Consider the following 17,033-nt stretch of genomic DNA (forward strand, 5'->3'; position numbering starts at 1 on the left):
GTCCCTCCGGGACGATATTCCCCTGCGTCATGACGCCCGGCCCGAATGGCCCACGCCACTCTTTCGAGGACCACACGGCCGAGGTCCGGCTCGTCCTCTGCGCGCCCACGCTCCCCGAGCTCTTCGCCGAGGCCGGCCGCGCCCTCGCCGAGCTCGCCGTCGGGGAGGGGACGCCGCTGCCCGAGCCCACCGGCGAGCCCGTTTCCATCTCGCTCACCTCGGTCGACCGCGACGCGTTGCTCGTCGATTGGCTGAACGAGCTCGTCTATCACACCGAGGTTGATGCCCGGGCGTACGTGACCTTCCGCTTCGACGAGCTCGACCAGGATCACCTCGTGGCCCAGGTTCGTGGCGCCGAGGTCCCGGGGCTCCGGCCCCTCGTCAAAGCCGCCACCCTGCACGACGTCCACATCACGGAGGATTCGAATGGCTACTCGGTCCGCGTCGTCCTCGATATCTGAATCCGAACGGGCGGCGCCGCCTCCTCCCTTCGTCGAGGTCGCCCCCTCCGTGTACGAGATTCCGACTTCGTATCGCAGCGACATGCGCGTGCCGGCCCGTATCTTCGCGAGCCCGGAGACGCTGCCCGGCTTGCTCTCCGACCATTCGGTCGAGCAGCTCGTGAACGTCACGACGCTGCCCGGCATCGTGGGCGCCGCCTGCGGAATGCCCGACATGCACGAGGGGTACGGTTTTCCCGTGGGAGGCGTGGCCGCGACGGAGCTGCCGGACGGCGTGATCTCGCCCGGCGGGATCGGGTTCGACATCAACTGCGGCGTGCGGCTGCTCGTGTCGAATCTCGACCGCGCGAGGATCTCCGGTCGCGTGGAGGGCCTCGTGCACGAGCTCTCGCGCAGCGTGCCCTCGGGCGCCGGGCGCGGGGGGCGGTGGTCGTTTTCGGGCAAGAAGCTCGAGCACATCCTCGAAGGTGGCGCCGCCGCGCTCGTCCGCGAGCACGAGGTCGGGACGGAGACCGACCTCGCGGCCATCGAGTCCGGCGGCGTGCTCGAAGGCGCCGACGCGTCGGCCGTCTCGGAGCGCGCCCGGGAGCGCGGGGCCGATCAGCTCGGCACGCTGGGGAGCGGGAACCATTTCCTCGAGGTGCAGGTCGTCGACGAGGTGTTCGACGAGGCCGCGGCCGGGCGCCTCGGGCTCTCGGTCGGGCGGGTGACGGTGCTCGTGCATTCGGGATCCCGCGGGCTCGGGCATCAGGTGTGCACGGACCACGTGCGCCTCATGGACGCAGTGATGCAGAGGTACGGCATTCACGTGCCGGACAGGCAGCTCGCCTGCGCGCCGCTCTCCTCGCCCGAGGGGCAGAGGTATTTCGCGGCCATGTGCGCCGCCGCCAATTTCGGGTTCGCCAATCGCCACCTCATCGCGCACATCGTCCGCGAGGTGTTCCGGCGGATGTTCGGCGAGCGGGACGGTTTTTTGCGCTTGATCTACGACGTCGGGCACAACACGGCGAAGATCGAGAAATACCAGGGGAAGAAGGTCTGCGTGCACCGCAAGGGCGCGACGCGCGCGTTCGGGCCCGGGAGCCGGGACGTGCCGCTGGCCTATCGCGACCTCGGTCAGCCCGTGTTCATCCCGGGCAGCATGGGGACCTCGTCCTTCGTCTGCGTGGGGACCGCGCACGCGAGCGAGGTTTCATTCGGGAGCACCTGCCACGGCGCCGGGCGGCAAATGAGCCGCGCCGCCGCGAAAAAGAAGGTGACGGGCCACGTGCTGCGCAAGGAGCTCGAGGCCCGCGGGATCGTCATTCGTTGCGCGTCGAACGCCGAACTCGCCGAGGAGGCGCCCGCGGCGTACAAGGACGTCGATCGGGTGGTCGACGTCGTGGCCGCCGCAGGGATCGCCAGGAAGGTCGCGCGGCTGCGGCCGATCGGCGTGGTCAAAGGTTAGTCCGCGCGGAGCTTGCCGGCCGAGAGCCGGACCCGCGTCGCGCCGATCGCCTCGGCGAACGCGGGATCGTGTGTCGCGACGAGGATCGTCGTGCCCGCCTCGCGGCGCTCTTTCATCAGCGCGGTGAGCTCGCGGACGCCCGCTGCGTCGAGGCCGTTCGTCGGCTCGTCCAGCAAAAGCAGCCGCACGTCGCCGAGGAGCGCCGCGCACAAGCAGCTCCGGCGCCGCTGGCCGAGGGAGAGCCCGCCGAAGGGCCGGTCCCAGTACGCGTGGAGCCCGAGCCGCTCGAGCCGCGCCTCGTCCGGGGCCGGGACACGCTTCAATGCAGCGACGAGCGCGGCGAGCTCGCGCGGCGAGAGGTGGGCGGGGGCGTCCGCGGCCTCGGGCACGTAACCGACGTGCCCGCGCGCGGCGGCGGCCGAGCCGAGGATCGAGGCGCCGCCCAGCGTCGCGCGGCCCCGATCGGCGTCGAGCACGCCGGCGAGGATGCGGAGCAGCGTGGACTTGCCGGCGCCATTGTCGCCGAAGAGGGCCACGGCCTCGCCAGGATCGGCCACGAGGTCCACGCCGTCGAGGACGAGCCGCCCGCCGAGCCGCTTTTTCAATTCCACGATCGAGAGCGTCAAGCCGCACCTCGGAGCCTGCGTAGCACTTCGGCGCGCCGCGCGGATCGGTGAAGCAGGAGGAGCGCGACAGCGGAGGAGAGGGCGAGCGAGCCTTCACCCGCGAGCGACGCCGCGGTCGCGCCAAACGCGGCCCAGACGAGCGCCTGGACCATGCCGCGATCGCCGCGCCGGGGAGAGGCCTCGGCCTCCCGCGCGCCCCCGACGAGGACCGCGCCCGTGGCGAGCCCAAACACGACGGAGAGCGCGACGAGGCGCGCCGTGAGCAGGAGCGGCGCGTGAAGGCCAAATGCGGCCACGAGGGCGAGCACGAGCCCGCTCGCCGCCCCGAGGAGGCCGCCGGCGAGGGCGGCGGCGAGCGCGCGGGCCGCGGGGGCCGTGCCCGTGGCGTCGCAGAGCCACGACGCAGCGCGCTCGGACCGCACCACGGCCGCGGCCGCCCCCGAGAGGCCCGGGGAGAGCGCGACAGCCGCGAGGCCGAGGGCGAGCGCGCCGATCGACGCGTCCGCCTCGAGATCGTGCCCGCGGGCCGCGAGCGGGAGCACGAGCCCGGCGAGCGCCGCGAGCGAGAGCGCGCGCCCGAGCACCGCAGGTTCGCCGCGCAGGACGCCGAGGAGGAACGTCGAGGCGAGCGCGCCGAGCGGAGAGCGACCAAAGAAGCCACGGTTCGCGCGGGCCGAAGCCTCGGGCGCGCGGCGGAAGGCCTCCGGAATGGAGAGGCACGCCGCGACGAGGGCGAGCGCGAGCGCGAGCGGCGAGGCCGAGGCGAACACGGCGCCGCCCACGAAGGCCGCGGCGAGGGCCGAAAGCGCGCCCCACGGCCGCGTGGCGCAGAGCGCGTGCCCAGCGAGGGCCGCGAGCCCGGCCGTGGCGGCCGAGACGAGCCCTTCGCCGCAGCCGAAGAGCAGCATCCACGGCGCCTCCACGACGAGCGCACACGCCGCACCAGCGAGGTGAAACACGAGGCGCGGGGCGGGCAACCAGCGGAGGTAGGTGCCCGAAGGAGGAACGAGCGCGGCGCGGGCGGCGGGCAGGCCGAGGACGAGCCATCCGGCCCAGAGGACGGCCAGGAGGGTGGGGGAGGCGCGCATCACGGCGAGCGCCTCGGGGGGGCTCATCCCGTTCGGGCCGAAGAGGACCGACGCGACGATGAAGATGCCGAGGAGGAGCGGCGCCGCGAGCGGATAAGCCGCGCGGGCGCCGAGGACGACGAGGATCTTCGCGAGAGCGAGGTTTCGCATCGCACGCCCCTCCCGTGTGCGCGCGGAGGGCAGGATAGCGGGGAGCGTCGGGCAGGAAAAGGCGGGGAAGGAGGCCGGCCGCGTGGAGGGCGGCCGGCCCGGGAGGGGAGCCGGATCAGGGCGTGGTGCAGAAGATGGCGGCCCAGTTGTTCAGGGTGCCCGTATCCGAGCCGGTGTCGTCCGCGACGCGGAGCCTCCAGCGGCCCTGGGCGAGGGTGCCGTTGTACGACGTGAACGCCGTCTCGGGCTTGAAGCAGCCCGAGAAGGGCCCGGAGCCGGCGGTGACCGCCGTGGCGCAGGTCGTGTCGAGGATCGTGGCCGTGTAGTTGTCGAACGAGCCGCCGTTGTCCGACGAGACGTCGATCTCGGCGCCGATCGGCGGCATCAGCCATATCCGGAGGTCCGAGTCCCAGGTGTGGGTGATGTTCAGGAGCAGGGCCACGCGGTTGATCGTCCCCACGCTCGCCACGCCGGCGAAGCTGTTGATGCCCGTCAGGTTGTTGTCCGGGATCGGGATCGGCGTGTCGTACGACCGGACGACGACGAGCCGCTGGCCCGCCGCGCAGGCCGGGAAGTAGGCCGGGAGCGTGCAGTCCGAGTCGGCGGCGTCGATGATCGCGTCGCCGTCGTTGTCGATGCCGTCGTTGCAGTACTGCTCGACCGGCGTGCACACGCTCGGGGCCCCGAGGCACTTGAAGTTCGGCTCGTTCAAGCACGTGGCCGAGCAGCCGTCGCCGCTCGTCAGGTTGCCGTCGTCGCAGGCGTCGTTGCCGTCGAGGACGCCGTTGCCGCAGCTCAAGGTGCAGACGCTGGGCTCGCCCGTGCAGATGAAGCCCTGCTCGATGTTGCAGATCGAGGAGCAGCCGTCGCCGTTCGTCAGGTTGCCGTCGTCGCAGACGTCGTCGCCGTTGATCACGCCGTCGCCGCAGCTCAGGGCGCAGACGCTCGGCGAGCCCGTGCACTGGTAGTCGGGCTCGACGGTGCAGGTCGAGGTGCAGCCGTCGCCGTTCGTCAGGTTGCCGTCGTCGCAGACCTCGGTGCCCGTGACCGCGCCGTCACCGCAGAGCGCGTTGAACGTCACCTGGAGCTGATAGCCGGCGATCACCGCGTTGTTGCCGAGCTCCTCCACGCGCACGTAATACGTGCCCGGGGCGAGCTTGCGCGCCGCCGTGTCGGCCGAGGCCGTCGAGTCGATCAACGAGCAGGTGTTGATGCCGTCGTCGTCGTCCGACATGATGATCGTGTTGCAGTCCGGGCCGCGGAGCTCGATCTTCGTGTCGTTGCCCGTGGTGCAGGAGCCGACCGACGGGACGAAGGTCTCGATCTTCACGTCCGCCTGGGCGGGCACGGTGAACGAGTAGAAGTCCAGATCGCCGGCGGGCGTGATCTTCGCGGTGATCGCGAAGGGCGGCAGGAGCGGGCCGCTCGCGGTCGCGCACGTGCCGTTCGGCTCGGCCTCGATCAGGACGCAGGTGCTGGGCGCGCCATAACACGCATGAAGAGGCTCGGCCTGGCAGTTCGGCGCGCAGCCGTCGCCGGCCGTCGCGTTGGCGTCGTCGCAGGTCTCGACGCCCAGGTTGACGTAGCCGTCGCCGCAGGTCGCGACGACGCAGCCGGCGACGCAGCCGTCGTCGTCGCTCATGTTGCCGTCGTCGCACGCCTCGGCGCCGGCCTGGATGCCGTCGCCGCAGACGGTGCCGCAGACGCTCGGCTCGCCGTTACAAGCATAACCGAGCTCGGCCTGGCAGTTCGGCGCGCAGCCGTCGCCGGACATCATGTTCGTGTCGTCGCAGGTCTCGGTGCCCTTCACGAGGCCATCGCCGCAGATCGCGCTGCAGACGCTCGGCGTGCCGGTGCAGAGCCAGCCCGGCTCGACCCCGCACGCGGCGTCGCAGCCGTCGCCGGCCGTCGCATTGCCGTCGTCGCAGGCCTCGGCGCCCGTCATGACGCCGTCGCCGCAGAGCGAGATGGCGCAGACGTTGCCCGAGCAGATGTCGCTCGCGCAGTCGGCGTTCACGAGGCAAGCCTTGTCGAGGTCGCAGGGCGGGCAGGCGCCGCCGCCGCAATCCGCGTCCGTCTCGGCGCCGTTCTTCGTGGCGTCCGTGCACGTCGGCATCTGGCAAACGTTGCCCGTGCAGACGCCGCTCTGGCAGTCGGTCGGCGCATTGCAGGTGATGCCGTCGGCGCAGGGCGCGCAGTCCGGGCCGCCGCAATCGACGCCCGACTCGCCGCCGTTCTGGATCGTGTCCATGCACGTCGCGGCCTCGCAGGTGCCGCCCGCGCAGATCTTGCTCGCGCAATCCGAGTCGACCGAGCAAATCAGGCCGGCGTCGCAGGGCGCGCAGTTCGGTCCGCCGCAGTCGACGTCCGTCTCGTTGCGGTTCTTGACCTGGTCGGTGCAGGTCGGCAGGCAGATCGAGCCGGAGCAGGAGCCGCCCACGCAATCGGAGTCCACGACGCAGCCGAGGCCGGGGTCGCAGGGGTCGCAGGTGGTGCCGCCGCAATCGACGTCCGTCTCCTCGCCATTCTCGATCGTATCCGTGCAGGTGGGCGCCAGGCAGATGCCGGCGTCACACACGCCGCTCTCGCAATCGGACGCCACCCCGCAGACGAGGCCGTCGGCGCAGGGGGCGCAGGCGCCGCCGCCGCAGTCCACGTCGGTCTCGGCGCCGTTCTTCACGGTATCGCCGCACCCGGCGGGGACGCAGACGTTGCCCGCGCATACGTTCTCGGGGCAGTCCGAGGGCGCGAGGCACTCGACGCACTGGCCCGCGCCGTCGCAGAGCTTGCCGTCGTTCGTGGCGCACGCTTCGCCGGCCGCGAGCGGGTTGTTCTCCGGCGTCCCCGCATTGCAGACGTCCTCGGTGCAATCGTTCTGGTCGTCGAGGATGTCGGTGTCGTCGTTCTCGAGCGTGAGCTCGCCCTGGCCGTCGCAGATCTCGCGGGCGCAGTCACCGGGCATCTGCGTGTCGCTCGGCGTGCCCATGGGCGCGAGCACTTCGCCGCAGACGCCCGCCGTGCAGGTGCGCGTCCGGCAGACGGTGTCGGCCCCGGGGCAATCGTCGGCCGTCATGCACCCGGTCATGCCGCCGGCCCCGCCCATGCCGCCCGCGCCGCCCATCCCGCCGGCGCCGCCGGTCGGCTCGATTTGCGACCGATCCGGCTTCGAGACGACCTCGCAGCCCGTCGTCGCGCTCATGCTCACCGCGAGGAGCGCGAAGGTCGCCGTGGCGTACCTCGTGATTCCCAAGCTTCTCCATCGACTCATGGGCGACATGCCCTTTCTCCCCATCGGCGCCATGAAAGCGCGAGGGACCACACGGTCCGCCGGCCCAGGGGACGCCGGCCTTTCCGGTTTGCCAAAGCGAGACCTCATCACAGCCGAAAAACCCGGTCAAGGGGTAGATCGGCCCGGAAGCACCCCCGTCCCCGCGATTTCGGGGCTATGGGGCAGCTCCTTCCGCCGCATGCTCCCGCTTCCCCGCGGCTCTGCGGTCTGCCCCACGCAACCGCTCGGCATGCCGGAGGGGCAGGGTTTGGGATTCAGCCGGGCGCGTCAGGGGGCGCCGGCGCTGCGGCTCGCTTCTGCTTGAGGTAGAAAAAATCCCGGGGGGCGGGCTTCGTGACGTAGCCGCTCTTCGTGTATTCGACTTTCTCGATCAGCGTCGAGACGACCGCGGGCGGGGTCGAACGGTCGTACAGGAGGAACCGCGTATACGACCAGTTGATGTCGAGCTCCGCGGCGGACACGGCGCCCGCCGATTTCATCGCCGCTGCGAGGTCACGCGCCCATACCCACTCGCCGATCGCGAAGAGGAGCGTCGTCCCGTCCGCGTGGAGCCCGAGCGCCGTGCGGCGAATCTCGCGATTTCCGCCCTCGGCCGCGCCCCAGAGCCGCGCGGTGTCCTCGTTCGGCAGCCGCGGGTGGAGCGCGCCGTCCTCGATGAGGCAGGGCGGCGTCTGCCGGTAGGCGCGGATCTCCGCCGCGAGGGGCGCGAGCGCCGGGAAGCTCGCGATACGCACCGACCCGTCGCCGAGGATCGCCGCCGTGCAGCCCTCCTCCCGCGGCGGCAGGAAGACGTCGCCGTCGACCATCATCCCCCATTTGCCGTGCCTCGCCATGAACCCGCCATTGAACACCGCAATCAGCGAGGGCAGATCGGCCGCAGGGACGAGGCCGGGGCGTCGATCTTTTGACACCCCGCTCGACGTGGGCTCCTCCGTGCCGGCGACGAGGTGCAGCTCGACCTTGCGCAGATCGACGGCCACGACGACGACGTACGGGTGGGGTTTGACCGGGTGCGGGTGGACGACCGCGCGCGCGAGCGCCCCCGTGCCTTGCGCCGCGCCCTCCTCGAGGAGCGTGAAGGCGCCGTCGCCGGGTTTGGCGGTGCGGGTGTGGGGCGGCGTGAACGCGGGGGGCGGAAAGGGAGGACCTGAATTCGTGGGAGCAGGAACCTTTGGTGCAGCAGCGATCGCCGGGGCGCTCGTTTCCGCAGGCTCCGGCGGAGGTGTCGTGACGGCGGGCGCCGCGGGGCTCGCCGCGGCGCGGGGCGGCGGCGGCGCCGAATGGTCGAGGGGCGGAGGCGCCGCGGAGCACGCCGAGGCGAGGATCGAAAGGAAGCACGGGAAGAACCGGCGGACCATGCTGCGTCGCCATTAGCACAAGTCGCGCGCCGAGCACCTGGATTGCGAAAGAAAAGCAGCGCGGCAGGAATTTCCAGGCTGCGGACGGCGGAATCTTGCATCATCGTGCGAATGCGTGCGTTGGCGCGCGCCGCGACGCGGAGAGACCATAACGTTTCCGCCGGAATCCGCTTCCCTCGCGCGCTACAAACGAGTACGCCTGTCTCTTGATCGTCTCCCCGCCCGCTTCACATTGAAGGGTCGGGAGCGTCTCCTTTGTTGGAGGATTTCGATGAAGCGCTCCGTTCGTTGTCTCACCATGCTCACGGCGCTGGTCGGGGCTTCCTTTGCGCATGCGAAGGAGCTGCCGAACTTTGATGCTTCGTATCGCGCGCAGCCCATTCCCGCCGGGGCCTCGCGCGTCGTGTCTCCCGTCGGCATCCACGTCACGTCGGTGCAGCCGCGCACCGGCGCTCCGGCTTTTTTCTGGGCGTCGCGTGATCAGGGCGGGACGAAGGCGCTCGTCGCCTCGACCAAGCCCGACATCGCCGCGCGCAAGGCGCTCGTGAACGTGGCTCCGATGCTGCGGCTCCCCGAGGCCGCCATCCAGGCCACGGTCGTGCGCGAAATTCATCATCGCGACGAGGGAGGTGTCGTCGTCCGCCTCGCGCAGGAGATCGACGGCATCGAGGTCCATCGCGGCGGGGCGAACGTGCTGCTCGATCGCAGCCACCGCCTCGTGGCGGCCTCGAACCACCTCCACCCGTCCGGGTTTGCCGGGAACAAGCGGGTCTCGCGCACCTTCGTCGTGACGCCCCAGGGCGCGCTCGCCAGCGCGTTCCGGGATTTCCACGGCGCGGACCTCCCCGTCGCGAACCTCGTCCCCCGCGGCGAAAAAGGTCGATACCAGACCTTCGATCTCCTGCCCACCGAGGGCCACGAGCTCGGCGGCCCCGCGCGCGTGAAGAAGGTGTATTTCCCGCTGCCGGATCGCCTCGTCCCCGCTTACTACCTCGAAATCCGTCCGCGCGAGGTGGGCCAGAAAGAATCGGGGCTCTATGGCTACGTGATCGCGGCCGACGACGGGCGCGTCCTCTATCGACAGAATCTGTCACACGACGCGGCGTTCAATTACAGGGTCTGGGCCGATTCCACCGGCGACAAACGCCCCCTCGACGGCCCGCAGGCCGATTTCACCCCGCACCCGACGGGCGTGCCCGACGGCACCGCGCCTCCGTTCATCGCGCCGTCGCTCGTCTCGATGGACGGGTTCAACAAGAACCCCCAGGGCACGTTCGATCCGTGGCTGCCCTCCGGGGCGACCTCGACGTCGGGCAACAACGTCGACGCCTACGCCGATCACAACACGCCGGACGGCTTCGGCAGTGGCGACGTGCGCCCGCTCGTGACCTCGCCCGGGGTGTTCGATCGGACGTACGACGTCAACGCGGCGCCGACGTCGAGCCAGAACCAGATCATGGCGGCCGCCACGCAGCTCTTTTACGTGAACAACTGGCTGCACGATTACTGGTACGACTCGGGCTTCAACGAGGCCGCCGGCAACGCGCAGAAGAGCAACTTCGGCCGCGGCGGCGAGGAGGGCGACCCGCTGCTCGCGGAGGCGCAGGACAGCGCGTTCAACAGCCAGGCCCGCAACAACGCGAACATGCAGACGCCCGCTGACGGCGACTCGCCGATCATGCAGATGTACCTCTGGTCGGGCGCGGCCACGCGGAGCCTCACGACGAACCCCGGCGGCAAGGCCTACGGCACGGAGGTCGCGGAGTTCGGGCCGCAGACCTTCAACCAGATGGGCGCCCTCTCGCTCGTCGACGACCAGTCCACGGCCACGACGAACGAGACGCCCGGCACCTTCGGCGACGGCTGCCAGGCCATCCAGAACAACGTGAGCGGCAAGATCGTCGTCATCGATCGCGGCTCGTGCACGTTCAAGCAGAAGGCCGTCAACGCGCAGGCCGCGGGCGCCATCGGCATGATCCTCGCCAACAACCAGAACGAGGCGAGCCCGCCGTACATGCCGAACGGCCAGCCGAACGGGAACGTGTCGATCCCGGTCATGTCCGTCACGCTCGCCTCGGGCACCGCGATCAAGCAGGCCATGGTGGGCGGTGATCTGACGGCCACGATGGTCCGCTCGGCCGCGGGCGTCGAGCGCGACGGCACCATCGACAACCACATCGTCGCGCACGAGTGGGGCCACTACCTGCACAACCGGCTCGCGTACTGCGGCGCCCAGCAATGCGCCGGCATGGGCGAGGGCTGGGGTGATTTCGTCGCGCTCCACATGAGCCTGCGCGAGGGCGACGATCTCGACGGCGTCTTTGGCATGAGCGTCTACGCCACCGCGACGCTCGGCGACAGCGGCTACTACGGCATTCGGCGCGTCCCGTACTCGACCGACATGACGAAAAACGGCCTGTCGTTCCGCCACATCATGGACGGCGTGGCGCTGCCGGATCACCCGATGGCCACGATCCCGGCGCCGAACTCCGAGGTGCACAACGCGGGCGAGATCTGGGCGACGATGATGTTCGAGGCCACGATCGCGCTCCTCAAGCGGAGCCAGGAGGCGGGATCGCCCTACGACTTCGAAGGGGGCCGCAGGCGCATGGCCGACTATGTGGTCACGGCGCTGAAGATGGTCCCGCCGGACGCGACGTTCCTCGAGCAGCGCGACGCGCTCCTCGCGGCCGCCGCCGCGGTCGACGTGAAGGACATGGAGGCCATCGCTCAGGCCTTCGCCAAGCGCGGCGCGGGCTCGTGCGCGGTCTCGCCGCCGCGCGACTCGCAGGACAACGCGGGCGTGGTCGAGAGCTTCGAGGTCAAAGCGACGGTCTCGGACCTCGCGGGCGACCTCGACGACGCCATCCAGTCCTGCGACTCCGACGGTCGCCTCGACGCCCAGGAGCAGGGCCGCGTCACGATCGAGGTCAAGAACACGGGCGTCGCTCCGCTCACCGACGCGGTCGCGACCGTCGCGGCGCAACAAGCGGGCATCTCGTTCCCGAACGGCGCTTCGGTGCAGCTCCCGACGATCCCGCCCTTCGGCTCGGCCAAGGCGACGATCGACGTCGCCCTCGACGGCTCGATCGCGGGCATCGGCTCCGTGTCGCTCGACATCGGCGTGACGAGCGCCCAGACGTGCAACGCGAAGACCACGCTCGTCCAGGTGCCGTACATCAACTACGACAACGTGCCGACCTCGGCGACGATCGAGACCGCCGAGAGCGACATCGAGACGTGGACGAAGTCGGGCGACGGCGCGGACAAGGTCTGGAGCCGCATCCAGAACGGGCCGCCGAACCACGTCTTCCACGGCGTGGACTCCGGCTCCATCAGCGACACCTCGCTCGAGTCGCCGCCCATCGTCGCGGGCCCGGGGCCGCTCACGATCACCGTGAAGCACCGCCACGAGTTCGAGGTCGGTCCGGCGCCGCAGGGCGGCGGGCAGGTCAACTACGACGGCGCGGTGATCGAGATCTCGACGGACGGCGGTCAGAGCTGGCAGGACGCGAGCCAGTTCGGGAACGTGCCTTATAACGGCACGATCACGGACATCTCCGACAACCCGCTCGGCAACCGCCAGGGCATCGTCAACCGCAACGGCGCCTGGCCGGGCTTCAGCACGATGAACCTGAACTTCGGCTCCGCGCTCGTGGGCCAGACGTTCAAGCTGCGCTTCCGGATCGGCACCGATCCGGCGGCCGGCGCGTACGGCTGGGAGATCGACGACGTCGACGTGCAGGGCGCGGTGAACAAGCCGTTCGCGTCGATCGTCGAGGACAGCACGAACTGCGTGGGCCTGCCCGTGGCGAACGCCGGCGAGGACCTCGTGGTGTCGAGCGGGGATCAGGTCGAGCTCGACGGCTCGGGCAGCAGCGATCCGGACGGCGACGCGCTCACGTACAAGTGGACGCAGACGGCCGGGCTCGAGGTCGCGCTCATGACCGGCGACGGCCCGAAGCCCACGTTCGTCGCGCCCACCGTGGACGTCGACGCGACCCTCACGTTCCAGCTCACCGTCTCCGACGGCAAGGGCATGGCGAGCGACCTCGTGAACGTGGTCGTGAAGCCGGGCGCGGGGAACGGCGGCGCGGGCGTCGGCGGCAACGGCGGCGGCGGCCCGGTCCTGAACGACGATGCCGGCTGCAGCTGCTCGGTCGTCGGTGACGAGCAGAAGAGCCCCGTCCTGCCCGCGGCGGCCGCCCTCGGCCTGCTCGGCGCCGTGGCCGCCCGGCTGCGTCGTCGGACCCGCAAGTAACCGTCAAGGACTCGAGGCGGCGGCCCTCTGCGCCGCTGCCTCGAGCGCCTTCTGCCAATCCTGCCGCATCGCTCCCGTCACCGTGTGCCCCACCCCGGGGTAGGTGCGGAGCTCCGCCGAAAACCCCACCGCCACGAGCGCACGCACGGTCTGCTCGGCGCCCTCGAGCGGCACGATCGTGTCCGCGTCGCCGTGGAACGCGAGGACCTTCGGGGCCACCTTGCCCATCGGCCACGAGGTCGGGTAGAGCGGCGGCGCGAGCAGGCCGGCGATGGGCAGCGCCTCGCCGACGCGCTCGGGGTGCCGCGCCGCGAGCGTGAAGCTCAGCATCCCTCCCTGGGAAAACCCCGTCACGATGGGCCTGCCGCGCGTGGGCCGCGTCCGTTCGAGCTCCTCGAGCAGCGCCGCGAGCCCGTCGGCCGCGCGCCCGGTGCCCTCCGCGAGCTTCGTGGGTTCGAAGCGCGCGAGCGGGAACCAGGAGAAGCCTTGCCCCTGCGGGGTCGTGCCGTACGGGATCACGACCCGCATGCGCGCTTGGAAGCCGTCGAAGAGCCGAACGAACGACTCCGGACGATCGCCGAGCCCGTGGATCGCCACGATGAGCGGCAACCGCTCGTTTGCGTCGGCGCCGCCCGTCACGCGCTCGATGTAGCGGATCTTCTGCGCCGGCTCCGCGCCGGCCTTCGCGGGCCCGCTGCCGGGGGAAGGCTCCGGGGGCGTGTCCCTCCCGCACGCAGGGGCGAGGAGCACGAAGGTGAGGAGGAGGGCGCGATGTGTGAGGTTCATGCGGACGCTCGGCGCGCGGCGCGCTCTCGTTCGAGCCGCGGGGGCGGGAGGATCGACGCGCCGAAGAGCACACGCCGCGGCGCCTCGCCCGCGGTCTCTTCGCGCCAGGACAGGGCCCACTCGGCCCACGGGATGTGTTGATCGCGGAAGAGGATCTTCCGAAGGTCGAGCGGCTTGGGCTCGATCTGCGGCCGCTCGCCGCGCACGATCGGCGGCACGAGGGGGCCGCTGAAGCCGGCGTCGAGCGTGTAGACGAGCTCGGTCCGGTATCCCTCGCCCGGCCAGAGCACGAGGCCCTCGTCGGCGACGTCGTAGGGCACGTCCTCGCCGAGCGCCGCGCGGATCTGCTCGCGCACGAGATCTACCCCGGCGATGCGGTAAAACCCGGCGATCGCGTTCTCGAACAGGATCCGATCCGAGGCGTCGAGCGCGTCCACGAACCCTGGCTCGGCCACGCTCGCGACGACGAGCCCGCTCTGCTCCTCGATCGCGATCACCGCCTTCGCCTTGGAGATCGCGTCGCAGCCGAGCTCGAGCAGCAGTCGGTTCGATCCGAGCTCCACGTTCTGCACGGTGATCACGCCCGCGCGGAAGCGAGGGCAGGCCGCGAGCAGGCCGCTCACCTCGCGCTCGGCGGTGCGCCGCACGGTCTCGCGTAGATCGTCGAGCTCCTCCTGCAGGCCCCGCAGCGCGCCGTGTCCACGCTCGATCCCGCGCGACGCGTCGAGATCGGCGCGACGCGCGGCGCGCCGCAGCTTCCCGTGGAGCTTGGGCACGGTGCCCGAGTGGAACCCCGGCCGCATGAGCGTGCCCACGGTCTCGCCGTGATGGCCGATCGGCACGGGCGCGAGGTTCTTCGCGCGGTTCTCGCGGTAGAGGCGGAAGTTCTCCTTGAACTCCCAGACGAGGAAGCCGAACACGCTCGGGAAGAGGAAGACCGTCGTGCCCGCGATCGTCCCGCCGATCACGGGGCCGAGCGGGGCGAGCGCGTGGTTCATGACCGTCAGCATCTCCGCGAGCTGCTGCAGCAACATCTTCTGCGCGACCGTGACCACCGGGAAGTGCTTCACCGGGTTGATCTCGGGCTCGATCAGCAGCGTGACGTAGAGGCGGATCACGTACGCCACGAAGAACCACACGAGCCCGAGCGCGGCCTTGAGCGGGATCGTGGCGCGTTTGTCGCCCTCGCGGAACCGCAAGAACTCGTCGACGCGGTAGAGCGTGCGCTCCGAGAGCTCCAGCATCGCGCGGAAGACGCCCATCACCAGCCGGAAGAGCCCCGGCAGCGCGCGGCCCTTCACGGCCTCCCAGCCGAGCGCGATCTGATCGAACACGATCTCCTGCGCGACGAGGCCCGCGCGCGTGTTCAAAAGGACGCTCGCCGCCACGAACACGCCGGCCGCGCCGAGGGGACCGAGCACGCCGGGCACGTCGCGCAAGGGCGTGGCGAAGTAGAGGATCGTCGCGACGACGAGCGGCAGGATCACGTACCGCGCGAGCGCGCGGGCGAGGCCACTCTCCAGCACGGCGCGGATCGGCGCGAGGGAGAAGACCCAGCGCGGCAGGCGCACGAAGACGGCGGCGAGCGCGTGGCCGAGCACCGAGAGGAGCCGCATCGCGCCCGAGCGCAGGGCCTCGCTGTGGATGAGCCCGAAGAGCATGGCGCTCATCACGAGCAAGGACGCCTCGTTCACGAGCTTCGGCGCCGCCAGGCCGAGCTTCTGCGCGGCCGGCCCGACCATGTGCTGCAGGCCCTCCAGCACCACGAACGCGCCGCCCGCCGGCAGGATCACGAAGAGCGTGACGAACCTGCCGACCTTCGTCCCGAAGAACACGCTGGAGGCCTTCTGCAGGCCCCGCAGGTACACCTCGCCGCGGCGGTAGACGCCGTCGAGCGAGACGTCGAGCGCCTTGTCGGCGAGCAGCAGCGGATCCCCGCGGAAGAGCTCACCCGGGCCTGCGACGTCGCCCATCTTGAGCTGGCTGCGCGACATCGCGTCGCGGAGCTGGCCGATGCTCAAGAACCCACGCGCCACCACCTGATCGCAGAGCTCCTCGACGAGCTTCTTCCGCGCCACGCGCTCGGGCACGCTCGCGGGCCTTAGCCCCACGCCGTCGAGCGTCCCCTCGAGGACCGGCCGCAGCGTCTTGCGCACGTTCTCCTCGGCGCGCCGAACCGCCATCCTGAGGAGGCGCGCCACGAGGCGCCGATCCGCCGAGGGCATCTCCACGTGCCGGAGCTTCGCGAGCGCGCTCCGCAGGTGCCGCGCGACCTTGAGCGGCCGCGTCGCCGGGAGCTTGCGCACGATCGGGCGATCGCCGAGCGAGAGCGCCCACGTCACGAGGTCGACCGCCGACGCCCCGCGCTCGTGCGCCACGCAGGCCCGCTGCAGGTCGTAGAGCAGCCGCGCCTCGACCGGGTACCGCAGCGCCTGCCGCTCGCTCGCCGTCACCACGAGCGGCATGAGCGACGAGCTCCACGGCACCCGCGGCGCGCTCTCGGCGCTCTCGCCGGGGCCCACGAGCGCCGCGTCGAGCCGCGCGCCGAGCGCCTCGAGATCCCGCTGCACCTGCGCGCGTAACTTGACCTGCTGGTCCTCGCCCGCCGCGGGCATCGCCGCGAGCAGCGAGAGCGCGGCGCGCACGTGGTTGCCCTCGGCGCGCGCCTCCTCGGCCTGGACCACGAGCTTCTGCGCCGCCGCCACCGTCGTCGCCCGCCGCGACAGGAACGCCGGCAGGACGTCGAGCACGGGCAGGGCCGAGTACGTGGGCGTCGTCGACTCCTTGCCGGACGGCGAATCGACCGGCTCCTTCGCTCCCTCGGGCCGGCACGCGGCGAGCAGCGCGCGCGCGTCGACGTCGCCGCCGATCACGGCGAGCGCCCGCGACGTGTCCCGCAGCGTGGGGAACGTCCTCGCCACGAGGCGCGGCGCGAAGTGGTGGAGCTCCAGGAGCAGCGCCGCGAACTCCGTGTAGACCTCGGCGTCGTCGGCCGGCGGCAAGAGCAGGTCGTCGGCGCGCAACACCCTGCGGATCTCGTCGAACTCGGTCTGCCCGATCCGATCGATCCGCGCCCGGATGCCCGCCTCGTCGAGCGCGCCGCGGCGCCGCGTGGCCTCCAGCGCGAGGTGCACGCGCCCGTGGAACGCCCCGCGCCAGAGCCTCGTCAGCACCTCGGCCGGCGTCGCCTCGAGGACCTCCGAGCCCTTCGGCCTGGGCAGGAGCACCACGTGCTCGGGCAGGTTTTTTCCGGCGTCCCCGAGCTCCGCGGCGGGCACGAGCGCGAAGAGCTCGTCGCGGCCGAGCGCGTAACACGACGCGTGCGGCACCTGCAGCCCGATGCCCACGATCCGCCGGTGGCGCTTGATCACGCGGGCGACGAGGCGGCCGTCCACCACGAGCGTCCCGGTCTCCGCGCTTCGCAGGCTTCGCTCGAGGGGGGTCGTGTCCATGCGGAGGAGCGTGGCAGCGGGGACGCCTCCGCCGCGCGCTGCACCCACGCCCATTACACCACGGAGCGCGGAGGCACAACGACCCGGGCGGAAGGCATCCTGCCCTGCGGGGCTG

Annotated in this window: 9 protein-coding genes; 3 read left to right on the forward strand and 6 right to left on the reverse strand. The window is 71.2% G+C overall.

Going from position 1 to position 17,033, the window contains the following annotated elements:
• Positions 1-29 precede the first annotated feature (29 nt).
• Complete coding sequence (locus tag GF068_RS27185; RefSeq protein WP_153822386.1) at positions 30-461, forward strand: archease; 432 nt, start codon at positions 30-32, stop codon at positions 459-461.
• 82 nt (positions 462-543) lie between these two features.
• Positions 544-1,908 carry an RtcB family protein gene (locus GF068_RS27190; protein ID WP_206079566.1) on the forward strand — a complete coding sequence of 455 codons (1,365 nt, stop codon included), beginning with the start codon at positions 544-546 and terminating at the stop codon, positions 1,906-1,908.
• Here GF068_RS27190 and GF068_RS27195 read toward each other — a convergent pair.
• The 4 genes from GF068_RS27195 to GF068_RS27210 all read right to left on the reverse strand — a co-directional run bounded on the left by GF068_RS27195 (position 1,905) and on the right by GF068_RS27210 (position 8,419).
• A complete protein-coding gene (locus tag GF068_RS27195; protein WP_338046590.1) occupies positions 1,905-2,519 on the reverse strand; it encodes an ATP-binding cassette domain-containing protein in 615 nt (204 codons plus the stop codon). The genes GF068_RS27190 and GF068_RS27195 overlap by 4 nt on opposite strands.
• Positions 2,520-2,530: 11 nt before the next feature.
• Entirely contained in the window at positions 2,531-3,772 is a 1,242-nt protein-coding gene (locus GF068_RS27200) for a hypothetical protein (protein WP_153822389.1), read from the reverse strand.
• A 115-nt stretch (positions 3,773-3,887) separates the two neighbouring features.
• Positions 3,888-7,022 carry a DUF4215 domain-containing protein gene (locus tag GF068_RS27205; RefSeq protein ID WP_153822390.1) on the reverse strand — a complete coding sequence of 1,045 codons (3,135 nt, stop codon included), beginning with the start codon at positions 7,020-7,022 and terminating at the stop codon, positions 3,888-3,890.
• A 293-nt stretch (positions 7,023-7,315) separates the two neighbouring features.
• On the reverse strand, positions 7,316-8,419 hold the full coding sequence (locus GF068_RS27210) for a phosphodiester glycosidase family protein (protein ID WP_153822391.1): 1,104 nt from the start codon (positions 8,417-8,419) through the stop codon (positions 7,316-7,318).
• 271 nt (positions 8,420-8,690) lie between these two features.
• On the opposite strand from GF068_RS27210, the gene GF068_RS27215 reads away from it, so the two are divergent.
• A complete protein-coding gene (locus GF068_RS27215) occupies positions 8,691-12,680 on the forward strand; it encodes a M36 family metallopeptidase (RefSeq protein WP_153822392.1) in 3,990 nt (1,329 codons plus the stop codon).
• Between the two features lie 3 nt (positions 12,681-12,683).
• On the opposite strand, the gene GF068_RS27220 is transcribed toward GF068_RS27215, so the two are convergent.
• On the reverse strand, positions 12,684-13,466 hold the full coding sequence (locus GF068_RS27220) for an alpha/beta hydrolase (protein WP_153822393.1): 783 nt from the start codon (positions 13,464-13,466) through the stop codon (positions 12,684-12,686).
• A complete protein-coding gene (locus GF068_RS27225; protein ID WP_153822394.1) occupies positions 13,463-16,918 on the reverse strand; it encodes a hypothetical protein in 3,456 nt (1,151 codons plus the stop codon). The genes GF068_RS27220 and GF068_RS27225 overlap by 4 nt, the downstream gene beginning before the upstream one ends.
• Positions 16,919-17,033 lie beyond the last annotated feature (115 nt).

This window comes from Polyangium spumosum (assembly GCF_009649845.1).
Taxonomy (GTDB): domain Bacteria; phylum Myxococcota_A; class Polyangia; order Polyangiales; family Polyangiaceae; genus Polyangium; species Polyangium spumosum.